Origin of the sequence: Streptomyces sp. NPDC020490 (genome assembly GCF_044335305.1) — a bacterium.
Taxonomy (GTDB): domain Bacteria; phylum Actinomycetota; class Actinomycetes; order Streptomycetales; family Streptomycetaceae; genus Streptomyces.
On sequence record NZ_JBIRUY010000078.1, the window covers coordinates 1 to 12,258 of the forward strand.

The 12,258-nt window shown below is 73.1% G+C and carries 14 protein-coding genes; 6 read left to right on the forward strand and 8 right to left on the reverse strand.

Going from position 1 to position 12,258, the window contains the following annotated elements:
- Positions 1-134: 134 nt before the first annotated feature.
- Genes ACH4ZX_RS39675 through ACH4ZX_RS39690 form a run of 4 tightly spaced genes read right to left on the reverse strand, consistent with a single transcriptional unit; the run spans position 135 to position 2,701 of the window.
- Positions 135-725 carry a GTP-binding protein gene (locus ACH4ZX_RS39675; RefSeq protein WP_398283705.1) on the reverse strand — a complete coding sequence of 197 codons (591 nt, stop codon included), beginning with the start codon at positions 723-725 and terminating at the stop codon, positions 135-137.
- The gene (locus ACH4ZX_RS39680; RefSeq protein ID WP_398283707.1) at positions 706-1,104 is read right to left on the reverse strand and encodes a DUF742 domain-containing protein; all 399 of its coding nucleotides are present in this window, start codon (positions 1,102-1,104) and stop codon (positions 706-708) included. Before ACH4ZX_RS39680 ends, ACH4ZX_RS39675 begins: the two co-directional genes overlap by 20 nt.
- Positions 1,101-1,547, reverse strand: a complete 447-nt coding sequence (locus ACH4ZX_RS39685; RefSeq protein ID WP_398283709.1) for a roadblock/LC7 domain-containing protein — start codon at positions 1,545-1,547, stop codon at positions 1,101-1,103. Before ACH4ZX_RS39685 ends, ACH4ZX_RS39680 begins: the two co-directional genes overlap by 4 nt.
- Positions 1,544-2,701, reverse strand: a complete 1,158-nt coding sequence (locus ACH4ZX_RS39690; RefSeq protein WP_398283711.1) for an ATP-binding protein — start codon at positions 2,699-2,701, stop codon at positions 1,544-1,546. Before ACH4ZX_RS39690 ends, ACH4ZX_RS39685 begins: the two co-directional genes overlap by 4 nt.
- Between ACH4ZX_RS39690 and ACH4ZX_RS39695 the strand changes: the two genes are divergently transcribed.
- From ACH4ZX_RS39695 to ACH4ZX_RS39705, 3 genes are read left to right on the forward strand one after another with little or no spacing between them, the layout of a single operon-like run.
- Complete coding sequence (locus ACH4ZX_RS39695; RefSeq protein ID WP_398283713.1) at positions 2,694-3,137, forward strand: hypothetical protein; 444 nt, start codon at positions 2,694-2,696, stop codon at positions 3,135-3,137. The genes ACH4ZX_RS39690 and ACH4ZX_RS39695 overlap by 8 nt on opposite strands.
- Entirely contained in the window at positions 3,134-3,871 is a 738-nt protein-coding gene (locus tag ACH4ZX_RS39700) for an SDR family NAD(P)-dependent oxidoreductase (protein ID WP_398283715.1), read from the forward strand. The genes ACH4ZX_RS39695 and ACH4ZX_RS39700 overlap by 4 nt, the downstream gene beginning before the upstream one ends.
- A complete protein-coding gene (locus ACH4ZX_RS39705; protein ID WP_398283717.1) occupies positions 3,868-4,941 on the forward strand; it encodes an aldose 1-epimerase family protein in 1,074 nt (357 codons plus the stop codon). The genes ACH4ZX_RS39700 and ACH4ZX_RS39705 overlap by 4 nt, the downstream gene beginning before the upstream one ends.
- Before the next feature lie 75 nt (positions 4,942-5,016).
- On the opposite strand, the gene ACH4ZX_RS39710 is transcribed toward ACH4ZX_RS39705, so the two are convergent.
- Genes ACH4ZX_RS39710 through ACH4ZX_RS39720 form a run of 3 tightly spaced genes read right to left on the reverse strand, consistent with a single transcriptional unit; the run spans position 5,017 to position 7,336 of the window.
- Complete coding sequence (locus ACH4ZX_RS39710; RefSeq protein WP_398283719.1) at positions 5,017-5,865, reverse strand: phosphatase PAP2 family protein; 849 nt, start codon at positions 5,863-5,865, stop codon at positions 5,017-5,019.
- Entirely contained in the window at positions 5,862-6,680 is an 819-nt protein-coding gene (locus ACH4ZX_RS39715) for a VTC domain-containing protein (protein WP_398283721.1), read from the reverse strand. Before ACH4ZX_RS39715 ends, ACH4ZX_RS39710 begins: the two co-directional genes overlap by 4 nt.
- Positions 6,677-7,336 carry a DUF4956 domain-containing protein gene (locus ACH4ZX_RS39720; RefSeq protein WP_398283723.1) on the reverse strand — a complete coding sequence of 220 codons (660 nt, stop codon included), beginning with the start codon at positions 7,334-7,336 and terminating at the stop codon, positions 6,677-6,679. Before ACH4ZX_RS39720 ends, ACH4ZX_RS39715 begins: the two co-directional genes overlap by 4 nt.
- A gap of 232 nt (positions 7,337-7,568) precedes the next feature.
- Between ACH4ZX_RS39720 and ACH4ZX_RS39725 the strand changes: the two genes are divergently transcribed.
- Together ACH4ZX_RS39725 and ACH4ZX_RS39730 are read left to right on the forward strand one after the other, a co-directional pair.
- On the forward strand, positions 7,569-8,240 hold the full coding sequence (locus ACH4ZX_RS39725; protein WP_398283725.1) for a response regulator transcription factor: 672 nt from the start codon (positions 7,569-7,571) through the stop codon (positions 8,238-8,240).
- On the forward strand, positions 8,237-9,610 hold the full coding sequence (locus tag ACH4ZX_RS39730; protein WP_398283727.1) for an ATP-binding protein: 1,374 nt from the start codon (positions 8,237-8,239) through the stop codon (positions 9,608-9,610). The genes ACH4ZX_RS39725 and ACH4ZX_RS39730 overlap by 4 nt, the downstream gene beginning before the upstream one ends.
- 128 nt (positions 9,611-9,738) lie before the next feature.
- Here the strand turns inward: ACH4ZX_RS39730 and ACH4ZX_RS39735 are convergent, their stop codons facing one another.
- Entirely contained in the window at positions 9,739-10,428 is a 690-nt protein-coding gene (locus tag ACH4ZX_RS39735) for a TetR family transcriptional regulator (protein WP_324785677.1), read from the reverse strand.
- 102 nt (positions 10,429-10,530) lie between these two features.
- On the opposite strand from ACH4ZX_RS39735, the gene ACH4ZX_RS39740 reads away from it, so the two are divergent.
- Positions 10,531-12,117 carry a methylmalonyl-CoA mutase gene (locus ACH4ZX_RS39740; RefSeq protein ID WP_398283730.1) on the forward strand — a complete coding sequence of 529 codons (1,587 nt, stop codon included), beginning with the start codon at positions 10,531-10,533 and terminating at the stop codon, positions 12,115-12,117.
- The last annotated feature ends 141 nt before the right edge of the window (positions 12,118-12,258 follow it).

Here is a 12,258-nt window from a genome sequence, read left to right on the forward strand (position 1 = left end):
GCGGCGCGGGGCGGGGGGGGGGGGGGCGGGGGGGGGGGGGGGCGCGGGGGGGGGGCCCCCCCCCGCCCCCCCCCCCCCCCCCCCCCCCCCCCCCCCCCCCCCCCCCCCCACCCCGGTGAGCCCGCTGGGGCAGTTCAGGCGGTCGGCTGAGGTGCCGAGTGCCGGGCCATGAGGTGTTCGATCAGGGCGAGCAGGACCTCCCGGCCGTCGGCCGGTTCGCGTGCGTCACACATCACGAGCGGAACCTGCGGGTCCAGGTCCAGGGCGGTGCGGACCTCCTGGGGCGTGCGGTCGCGGACGTTGTGGAAGCAGTTGACCGCGACGACGAACGGGATGCCGCGGCTCTCGAAGAAGTCGATGGACGCGAAACTGACCTCCAGGCGGCGGGTGTCGGCCAGTACCACCGCTCCCAGGGCGCCGTGCACCAGGTCGTTCCACATGAACCAGAAGCGTTCCTGGCCGGGGGTGCCGAACAGGTAGAGCACCAGTTCGTCGCTGATGGTGATGCGTCCGAAGTCCAGCGCGACGGTGGTGGTGGTCTTGGCGCCGATGCCGGCCAGGTCGTCCACTCCGACGCTGGCGCGGGTCAGGTACTCCTCCGTATGGAGGGGGGCGACCTCGCTGACCGCGCCGACCATGGTGGTCTTGCCGACGCCGAAGCCGCCGGCGACCAGGATCTTCACGGCCTGGGCCGTCTGCGCCGGATCAGAGCCCGCGGAGCCCATTTCTCACCGCCTCAAGGATGGTCATGTCGGGGAGGTTGCCGTTCTGCGCGAAGGCCAGGGGCGGGCGGGCCCGTACTCGCCCGGCGTCGATCAGGTCACCGATGAGGATCTTGGTCACCGAGACCGGCAGGTCCAGTTCGGCGGCGATCTCGGCCACCGCGACCGGCCCGCGCGCGCACAGCCGCAGGACGGTGCGGTGTTCCGGCTGCAGTGCCTGCCGGTCGGCCGCGGTGTCCGCGCCGGTGACGGGCTGTGCCGTGATCAGGGTGATCAGCGTCAGGTCGTCACGGCCGGCGGTGGTACGGCCGCCGGTGATGGTGTAGGGGCGGACCAGCGGTTGGTCGGCGTCGTCGTCGAGCTCGTCCGTCCAATGGCTCATGCGCCGGCCCCGGGGCCGGCGGGCGGGGTCGGGGCGGACTGCGGGCTGCGTGCGTCGGTGCCCAGCTTCTGGCCCACCTGCTGGACCAGCGTGTGCATGGCGACCGCCATCACTTCGGCGTCGACCTCCTGGGAGGCGACGACGGCCAGGTGGGTGCCCCGGCCGGCCGCGGTGACGAACAGCCACAGGTCGGCCATCTCGACGATGACCTGGTGGACCGGACCGCCCCGGAAGAGCTGTCCGACGCCACGGGCCAGGCTCTGCTGACCGGTGGCTATCGCGGCCAGGCGCTCGGCCTCGGAGCGCTCGATGGTTTTCGAACGGCTGATCACCAGACCGTCGTCGGACAGCACGACGGCATGCCGGGTGCCGGCGACCTGGTCGACCAGTCCGTCGAGGAGCCAGTCCAGGTCTGCGTCGGTGGCGATGGTTCGCTGAGTCATCCTCGGTCTTCCGTCGTGGAGGGATCGGGCTGGTCGGCGCCGGGCGCGGACGGCCGGGCGCCTGCGGCGCGGTTCTTGCGGGACTGCCGCTGGAAGGCGCCGATGGTGGCGCCGGAGCGGGCCGGGGCAGTGGGCGGGGCCTGGGAGGCCGGCGGGTCCTGCGGGGTCGGCGCACGCAGCTCGGCCACCAGGCTGGCCTGGCGCGTCCGGCGAGGCAGCGGGGCGGGCCGGGCCTGGGCGTCCGGCGGGGCCGGCGTGTGCGCGGGGGCCGGCGCGGGCGCGGTGACGTCGGCCATCGCCTGTCCCCGCGACCGCACCGGCAGGCCGTGCGAGCCGTCCGCGCGCTGCGAGCCGTCGGCGGGACGGGAGTCGACGGGCCGGCGCGGCGGAGGGAGGGCGGCACCGGTGTCGTCCGGCGACGCGCTGTCGGCGGCGTCCGCCACCGACCGGGGCCGTTCGGCCACGAGGTCCTGCGGGACGAGGACGATGACGCGGGTGCCGCCGAACGCCGACGGCCGCAGTTCCACCTGCAGGCCCAGGCCCGCCGACAGGCGGGCCACCACGTACAGGCTCAGGCGCACGTCGTCGGCGCGGGTCATCACGTCCAGCTGCGGGGGCGCCTGCATGAGGGCGTTGACGGCCTCGTACTGCTCGGCGTCCATGCCCAGCCCGCGGTCCTCGATCTCCACCGCGATGCCCCGGCTGACCGGCGCCGCCTTGATCTCGACCGGAGTCGGCGGCTTGGAGAACGCGGTCGCGTTCTCCATCAGCTCGGCCAGGATGTGGATCAGCGGTCCCACCGCCCGCTCGGAGACCCACGGCCGGCCCTCGACGTCGATCGCGATGCGCCGGTAGTCCTGCACCTCGCCCTGCGCGGCGCGCAGGACGTCCAGCAGCGGCACCGGTTTGCGCCAGTGGCGTCGCGGCTGGCCGCCGCCGAGGATCACCAGGTTCTCCTCGTAGCGGCGCAGCCGGGCGGTGAGGTGGTCCAGGTCGAACAGACCCTCCAGCAGCTGCGGGTCCTCGTGCCGGCGCTCCAACTCGTCCAGCTTCTTCAGCTGCAGGCCGATCAGCAGCTGGGTGCGGCGCGCGATGCGCTGCAGCAGGCGTTCGAAGCCACGGTGCTGCTCGGCCTGGCGCACCGCGGTGCTCACCGCGCTGCGGCTGGCCTTCGACGCACCGCGCGGGCCGGGCGGCACGCGCGGCAGCGTCCTCGGGGGCGTGGGCCTGGCCGTCACCAGGTCCTGCCAGGACCTGCCGGCCGCCCGGGCGCAGCTGCTCAGACTGCTGAGCCCCGGCGTCCAGACCGACGACTACCGCCGGTTCGGCGGCCAGAGTTCACTCGCCGAGGCATGGGACGACGAGACGGTCCACCATGCCGTCCACGGCTTCTACCGGGACACCCGCCGCACCATGGACGCCGCCTGGACCAGGCCGCGGTTCCCCGGATACATCGGTTTCCAGCAGCAGGCATCGGCGGCGGTCCGGGACGGACTGTCGCACCGCACACCGCCCGCCAGGGTACTGGCGCAGCTCGACACGCTGCTGCGTACGGCCCGCGCGGGCACCCGCACAGGAGGCATGTCATGAGAACAGCCGTGGTCACCGGAGCCGGTGGCTCCCTGGGCCGCGCCATCGCCGCGCGGCTCGGCGCGGACGGTTTCGCGGTCATCGTCACGGACGTCGTCGAGCCGGATCTGCACGCCACCCGCGACCTGCTCCTGGAGCGCGGTGTCACCGCCGGCGCCCACCTCGTCGACCTGCGGGACCCGGCCGCCGTCGCGGCCCTGTTCACCGCCGTCGCGGACGAGTTCGGCGGTACGGACGTGCTGGTCAACAACGCCGCCGTCTATCCGGCCGCGCCGTTCCTCGAGGTCAGTGTCGACACCTACGACGAGGTGCACGCCGTCAACCAGCGCGGGTACTGGCTCGCCGCCCAGCACGCGGCCCGCCAGATGACCGGGCGGGGCGGCGGCGCCATCGTGAACATCGCCTCGATCACCATGCACGGCGGCTGGTCCGACCTGGCCGCCTACGTGGCCACCAAGGGCGCCGCCACCGCGCTGACCCGGGCGCTGGCCCGGGAACTCGGACCGTACGAGATCCGCGTCAACACCGTCTCGCCCGGCGCGTTCCCCACCGCCGCCGAGTCCATCCACGACGATCCGCGGGCGTACCAGGAGCACGTACTGGCCAACCAGGCGCTCAAGCGGCGCGGCACACCCGAGGAACTGGCCGCGGCGGTGGCGTTCCTCAGCGGTCCGGACGCCTCGTTCGTGACCGGGCAGACGCTGGAAGTCAACGGAGGGTGGGTGATGACATGAGGATCAACGGCCGCGACTACACCAGGCGGCAACTGGCCGAACGGGCCGGCGACCTCGCCGCCGTCGGCGGGGTGCGGGCCGTCGTGCTCGACGACGGCACCGAGCGCGGCATCCGCGCGCTGGAGTTCCGCACCGGCGGCGGGCTGCGCTTCGAGGTCCTGGTCGACCGGGCCATGGACATCGGGGTCGTCGAGTTCGACGACCTCACCGTCGGCTGGCGTTCGTCCACCGGGTTCCGCCATCCCGGGCTGCACGAGCACCACGACGAGTCGGGGCTGTCCTGGCTGCGCAGCCTGTCCGGGTTCATCGTGACCGGCGGCCTGGACCACACCCTCTTCGGCGACACCGTCGACGCCGCCGACTACCACTACCCGCCCAGGACGTCGGTCCGGCACGGCCTGCACGGCCGCATCGCCAACATCCCCGCCCGGCTCACCGGTTACGGCGAGCAGTGGACCGGCGAGAGGTGTGTGCTGTGGGCCGAGGGCGAGGTGCGGCAGGCGGCGGTCTTCGGCGAGCACCTGGTGCTGCGCCGCCGCATCGAGGCCGATCTGGGCGGCACCGAGATCCGGTTGCACGACACCGTGGTGAACGCGGGCTTCGAACGCACCCCGCACATGTTCCTGTACCACATCAACGTCGGCTGGCCGCTGCTCGACGAGGGCGCGCGGGTGGAGGCGGACATCGAGCGCACCGCCTGGACCTCGGACAGCGTGCGTGAGCAGGGCGTCTCCCACGAGATGATGCCGGCGCCCGTGCCGCACTTCGTGGAGCAGGTCTACGAGCATGTCCTCAGGCCCGCGGAGGACGGACGCAACCGTGTCCGGGTGGTCAACGAAGCCCTGGGGCGCAGCCTGGAGGTCGACTTCGGCCAGGAGGAGTTCCCGCACTTCTTCGAGTGGCTCAACCTGCGCTCCGGCGGCTACGCGGTGGGCCTGGAACCGTCGACCCACGCCGTGGCCGGCGACGCCGCGGCGCGCCGGGACGGGACCATGACCTGGCTGGAGCACGGCGACGAGCGCGCCTACCGCACCGTCTTCCGTTTCCGCCGCGCCCAGCCGCCGGCCTGACCGGTGCGGCCCGCGTGGGCCCGGTTCCACGCCTGCGCCTGCGCAGGAGTGGAACCGGGCCCACGCGCGCGCGTGTCAGTGGCCGCCGACGAGGAGTTCGTAGTCGCCGATCAGGTCACCGAGCAGGGTGCCGGCCGTGAGGTCACCGGTGACGTGGCCGGCCATGTAGAGGCGGGAGTAGAGCACTTCGTCCTGCATCCACCGGTAGTCCGCCGCGCGGTGCGGGGAGAGGGCGCCGAGGAAGGTGACGGCCGCCGCGGCGCGGGTGGCGTGGCGGGAGGGGTAGGAGTAGGGGCCCTTGGCACCGGGCTTGATGTGCTTGTCCGGGCGCAGGCTCGGGTCCAGGACGAAGGGAGCCGGCTGCCTGTCACGGGCGGCGACCCGGTCGCTGATCGTCTTGGCCAGTTTCAGGGCCGCCTTGAGTTCGGCCTTCTCCACCGCACCGCGGCGGGCGGGGATCAGTTCGCGCTGGTCGTGCAGGTAGAGCTTCCAGATGTCCTTCTTGCCGTGGAGTTCCAGCCAGGTGGCGGCCTTCTCCCCGGCGGCGGTGCGGGTCCTGGCGAGTCGCTGGACCTGGTGGAGTTCGGCGGTGCGCTCGGCCGCCGCGGGCGGTGCGGGGACCTGCCGGGCGGCCCAGGCGGCGAACGCCCGGTCGTCGCGGGTGGTGCCGTGCGCCTTCTTCCACTGGGCGAACAGGGCGTCGGCCTTGCCGCGCTGGGCCGCGGCCTGCTTGCCGATCTCCGCGGTCTCGGCGTCGGTGAAGAGCGCGGGCGGCGGGTTCTGCCTGATCCGTTCGGTGGCTCCGGGCTTCTTCTTCCCGGAGGTCGAGGCGGCGGCCGGGTACAGCAGGCCGAAGGCGGCAGCGGCGACGGCGAGCAGCGCGATCACGGCGTACGGCCAGGTGATGCCGCGCGGGGCTTTCATGCGGCGGGGGTCCTTTCGAAGAGCGGTTCCGTACGCGTCCGCACGGTGAAGTGGGTGCGGGCGAGGCGGCGTACGTCGTTGTCGGGCAGGCCGGGGGTGAGCAGGGACCGGCCGACGACGTACTTGCTGAGCGACACGGGGCGGGCCCCCAGGCGCAGCAGCAGCCGGTCGGCGAAGGCCGGTCGCGCGCCTCCCTTGGTCTCCACGAGCACCTGCCCGGGGTCGAGGGCGGCGCTGCGGTCGCCGTGGTGGCAGGTGAGGGCGCCGTCGAGGGTGACGCGGGTGCCGTGGTCCAGATCGGCGAGGGCGGCACGGACGTAGCGGATCTCGGCGCCGGCGGACAGTTCCGCGGCCGTGACCGGGATGCCGGAGCGTTCCAGCACCTCGTCGACGAAGGCCGCGGCCTCCGCGCCCAGTTCGCCGTACGCGGCGGCCGGGACGCGCAGCGCGTGCTTGACGGTGGCGCCGCGGCCGTCCTTGGTCTTCACCTCCACCCGGCACAGTCCGTCCTCCGCGTACAGGCGGGTGCGGACCTTCCAGCGGCGGCGCCGGCCCTGGACGTGGGCGCGCCAGGCGGGCAGCCGCTCGGTGTCGAAATAGGTGCTGAGGTAGCTCGTCGTACGGCGTCCGGCCAGGTCGAGGACGTGGTGGCGGTCGGCGAGCAGGCGGACGGCGTCGCGGGCGCGGTCCAGGGGGACCAGGTACTTGCGGTCGGTGCGGTGCTGCAGCGCGGCGGCCGCGTCGACCTCGGCGAGCGCGGCGCCCCGCAGGTCGGACAGACCGAGCGCGGCCGTGAGCGCGGGTGCCCGCGTCACGACGTCGTCACCCGCTCACGCGGCTCGGTCTCCGGAGTGGTGGCGGGCTCGTCCGGTGGAGCCGGGTAGCGGGCGGAGACCCGGGTGGTCTCCCGTACGTAGTCGACCTCGTCGACGACCACGGACAGCGGCGCCTGGCCGAAGCGGAACGCGACGTCCTGCGCGATCAGGGAGGGGTCGTCGTAGATCCGGTCCAGCGTGAGCTTCACGCTGCGGGTCGGCGGCCGGTACGACCTGGGGTCGTCCACCACCAGGACGGCGACCAGCACCACCACGGCCAGCGCGATGACCAGCCAGCTGTCGCGCTGCGGCAGCCCGGTGCACAGGGCGATGACCAGCGTGACGAAGGTGTAGGCGACGTCGCGCAGGGTGAACGCCGCGCTGCGCAGCCGGACCAGGGAGAGGATGCCGAACAGCCCGAACCCGACCCCGGCGGGGAACTTCCCGGCGCTGATCGTGCTCATCGCGGCGAACAGGCCGACGTTCAGCGCGACCAGGACCAGCGGCATCGCCGGTACGCTGGGCCGGCGCCGGTAGAGCCACCCGACCAGGACGAGCAGGGCGACGATGTCGAGGCCGCCGCGGGTCGTCAGGTCCAGGGGGGCGATGTGCGCGGTGATGCCCTTGGCGGCGAGCATCGAGGCCGCTGCGTGCATGGCTGTCCCTTCCGTCACGGCACGTCGGACGGCGGGCCGGTCGCGGCCCGCGGAGCACCGCGACGCGAACGACGGTAGGGACGGCACATGAACAGACCATGAAGCCTCCCCGCCCGACGGCGAAGGCTCCGCTGCGCGCCATGAGCCTCGCCTCCGCCCGGAGCCGGTGCCGGAGCCGGTGCCGGTGCCGGTGCCGGACAGTCCGTTCCGCGGGCGGGTTAGCCTGGCCGGCATGCACTACCTGGTCGTCGACGACGAGACGCGCCTCACCGACCTGGTCGTCCGCTACCTCGGCGAGTCCGGCCACAGCGCCGAAGGCCGCTACGACGGCCCGTCCGGACTGGCCGCCGCCCGCGATCCCCGTGTCGACGCGGTCGTCCTGGACGTCATGCTGCCCGGCATGGACGGGGTCGAGGTGTGCCGCACGCTGCGCGCCGAGGGCATCGACGTGCCGGTGATCCTGCTGACCGCGCGCGGCGCGATCAGCGAGCGGGTCGCCGGGCTGGACGCGGGCGCCGACGACTACGTGGTCAAGCCCTTCGCCATGGAGGAGCTGATGGCCCGGCTGCGGGCGCTGTCCCGGCGCCGCCCGGACAGCTCCGGCCGCCTCCGGGTCGGCGATCTGGTCCTGGACCCGGAGCAGCAGCGGGCCTGGCGCGCGGACACCGAACTCGACCTGTCCCGGCGGGAGTTCGACGTCCTGCGGGTGCTGATGGAGAACGCCGGCCGGGTCGTGACCCGGCTCCGGCTGCTCGACGAGGTCTGGGACGGCGAGACCGACCTGCGCAGCAACGCCATCGACGTGCACGTGTCCAAGGTGCGCGCCAAGGTCGACCGCGCCTTCGGCCGTACGACGATCACGACCCTGCGCGGGCGCGGCTACCGCCTGGAGACCGCGCCGTGAGGCCGCGCGGCCGGCTGCGGGCCCGGCTGCGGCGGCTGCCCGTCGTCACCCGCCTGGTGCTGGCCGTCGCCGTCACCATGTCCCTGGTCCTGACCGGGACCGCCGGACTGGTCTACTGGCGGGTCAAGACCGCTCTGGACCAGCAGCTCAACGACGACCTCACCACCTACCGGAGCAGTCTCGACCGGGCCGTGGGCGCCGGAGCGCAGCTCCCGCCCGGCCCCAGCGGCAGCCTCCGACAGGTCCTCGACGGACAGGGCCGCGTCCTGCGGTCCAGCGACGCCCTGCGCCACCAGCCGCTGCTCACCCCCGCCGAGATGGACGCCGTCGTACGCGGCGCCACCGTCCGGCGTGACGTCGGCTCGCTGCTGCCCATCACTGCGGACACGCTGCGGCTGCAGGCCAGGCGCGTCACGGCGGAGGGCCGGACCCGGATCGTGGTCGCCGCCGTCCGGCGCGGGCACCGCGACGAGGCGCTGCGCGAACTCCTCGCCCAGCTCGCCTTCGCCTCCGCGCTCACCCTGATCGCCGCTTCGTACGTCGGCTACCGCACCGCCCGCGCCGCGCTGCGCCCGGTGGAGCGCTACCGCGGCGGGGCCGCCGCCCTCGCCGACGGCTCCCCGAACACGCGGCTCGACGTGCCCGCCGACCGGGACGACGAGATAACCCGGCTCGGGCACACCCTCAACCACATGCTCGACCGGCTGGCGGCGTCCGCCGAACGCGAGCGCCGGTTCGTCGCGGACGCCAGCCACGAACTGCGCACTCCGCTGACCCTGATGCGCGCCGAGCTCGACGTCGCCCTGCACCGACCCCGCTCCGCCGGGGAGCTCACCGAGACCCTGCGCTCCGTGGACACCGAGGTGCAGCGGCTGATCGACCTCTCCAACGCCCTCCTCGACCTGGAGGAACTCGGCAGCAGCGGCCACCTCACCCGTTCCTCCGTACATCTGCCCGACCTCGTCGAGGCCGCCGTCGCCCCGCACCGGCGCACCGCCGAACGGGCCGGGCGGGCCGTGCGCGTCGAGGCGGCCGACACGGACATCGACGCCGACGCCCGCTGGCTGCGGCCCGCCATCGGCAACCTGCTCGACAACGCCCTGCGCCACGGCACCGGGACCGTCCGCCTGACGGCCGCCGTCCACGACGGCCGACTGCGGCTGCGCGTCACGGACGAGGGGCCCGGCTTCCCGCCCGGGTTCCTGCCCCGGGCGTTCGACCGGTTCGCCCGCGCCGAGGCGAGCCGCACCGGCGAGGGCTCCGGCCTGGGGCTCGCCTTCGTCCAGGCGGTGGCCGTCGCCCACGGCGGCACCGCGCACGCCGAGAACACCGGCCACGGGAGCGCCGTCACCCTCGACCTGCCCTGCTGAGCGGCGCGCGGGCCGGACAACAGGCGGGCCCGACGACGAGCGGGCCCGGCGGCGGGCGGGCCCGACGACGAGCGGGCCCGGCGGCGGGCGGGCCCGACGACGCACGGGCCGGACACGGCGGGCGGGATTCAGCTCACGGGTCCGCCGTCGACGAGCCGCCTCAGCGAGGGAAGCAGCGCGTCGAGGTCCTGCGCGGTACGGAAGGCGACGATCGTGGTGCCGCCTGCGTCGGCGGCGCCCTCGCGCGTCGAGGGCGCCGGGAAGAGCGCGAGGACCTCGCTCATCGCCTCGTCCATCTCCGCCACCGGTTCCCGGGACTCCCCCCGCAGCCAGCGGCGCAGCACGTGGTTGTGGGCCGCGACCACGGAGGCGGCCATGAGTTCGGCCTTCAGGGAGGCCGAGGTCGTCGGATCCCCCATCCACTCCGCGATGAACTCCCGGAACAGCCGCTGGTAGCGCGCGACGCTGGCGATCTCCCGGTCGCGCAGGGCCGGCACCTTGCTGGTGAGGCCGTAGCGCCGCCGCGCGAGGTCGCCCTCCTCGATGTAGTGCAGCAGGACCAGGCGGACCGCGTCGGACACGGCGACCAGGGCGGTGCTGTGGCTGGAGGTCGCCAGCCGGTCCCTGATGAGTTCCAGCAGCCGGTCGTGATCGGGGAAGATCACCGCTTCCTTGGACCGGTAGTGCCGGAAGAACGTGGTCCGTCCCACTCCGGCCCGTTCTGCGATGTCGTCGACGGTCGTCTGCTCGTATCCGCGCTCGTCGAAGAGCGCGAAGGCGGCGTTCGCCAGCCGGATCCGCGCGGGTTCCTTGCTCATGACCGCCCATCCTTCCCTGACCCGAAACCCGGTGCCCACTTGCCCACCGCAATGGTACTGAGTACCGTCTAGGAAGTATTCAGTACCGAAGGAGGTCGGGGCGTGAGTTCCGCTGCAGAGAGCGAGTCCGGACTGCCGATCCGACCGGTGTACGACGGCTGGTCGCCGGCGGGCTTCGACGCGGACGCCGAGCTGGGCGTGCCGGGACGGTTCCCGTTCACCCGGGGCGTGTATCCGTCCATGTACACCGGCCGCCCCTGGACGATGCGGCAGTACGCCGGCTTCGGCACGGCGAAGGAGTCCAACGAGCGCTACCACGAGCTGGTGAACGCGGGCACCGGCGGTCTGAGCGTGGCCTTCGACCTGCCGACGCAGATGGGCTACGACTCCGACGAGCCCATCGCCCGGGGCGAGGTCGGCAAGGTCGGCGTGGCCGTCGACTCGATCGAGGACATGCGGACCCTGTTCCAGGGGCTGCCGCTGGACAAGGTGTCGACGTCGATGACGATCAACGCGCCGGCCTCGACGCTGCTCCTGCTGTACCAACTGGTCGCCGCCGAACAGGGCGTCGCCGGCGATCAGCTGACCGGCACGATCCAGAACGACGTGCTCAAGGAGTACATCGCCCGCGGCACCTACATCTTCCCGCCCCAGCAGTCCCTGCGGCTGATCAGCGACATCTTCGCCTACTGCCACCGGGAGCTGCCGCGCTGGAACACGATCTCGATCTCCGGCTACCACATGGCCGAGGCGGGTGCGACACCCGTGCAGGAGATCGCCTTCACCCTCGCCAACGCCAAGGAATACGTGCGCACCGCTATCGCCGCCGGCCTGGACGTCGACGACTTCGCCCCGCGGCTGTCGTTCTTCTTCGTCGCCCGGACCACCCTGCTGGAGGAGATCGCGAAGTTCCGCGCCGCGCGCCGCATCTGGGCCCGCGTCATGCGCGACGAGTTCGGCGCGAAGAACCCCAAGTCGCAGATGCTGCGCTTCCACACGCAGACCGCGGGCGTGCAGCTGACCGCGCAGCAGCCCGAGGTCAACCTCGTCCGGGTCGCCCTGCAGGGGCTGGGCGCGGTACTCGGCGGCACGCAGTCCCTGCACACGAACTCCTACGACGAGGCCATCGCGCTGCCCACCCAGAAGGCGGCCCGGCTCGCCCTGCGCACCCAGCAGGTCATCGCCTACGAGACCGACGTGACCAAGACCGTCGATCCGTTCGCCGGGTCCTACGTCATGGAGTCGATGACCGACGACATCGAAGCCGCGGTGGTGGAGCTGATCCGGGCCGTCGAGGACCGCGGCGGCGCCGTGGCCGCGATCGAGCAGGGCTTCCAGAAGTCCGAGATCGAGAAGTCCGCGTACCGCATCGCCCAGGAGATCGACCACGGGGAGCGCACCGTCGTCGGGGTCAACAAGTACGTGCTCGACGAGGAGGAGCCCTACGAGCCGCTCCGGGTCGACCCGCAGATCGAGATCGACCAGTGCGAACGCCTCGCGAAGCTCCGCGAGGACCGCGACAAGGACGCCGTCGAGCATGCCCTCGACGCCGTGCGGGAGGCCGCCCGGGGCACGGACAACGTGCTGCCCCCGATGCGCGAGGCGCTGCGGCAGCGCGCCACCGTCGGCGAGGTGTCCCACGCCCTGCGCGACATCTGGGGCGTGCACGTCCCCCACGACACTTTCTGACCATCAAGGCTCGGGTGAGACAACCAGTGAACGACATCGACATCCGCACGACCGCGGGCAAGCTCGCGGATCTGCAGCGCCGTATCGACGAAGCGACGCACGCCGGCTCCGCACGCGCCGTGGAGAAGCAGCACGCCAAGG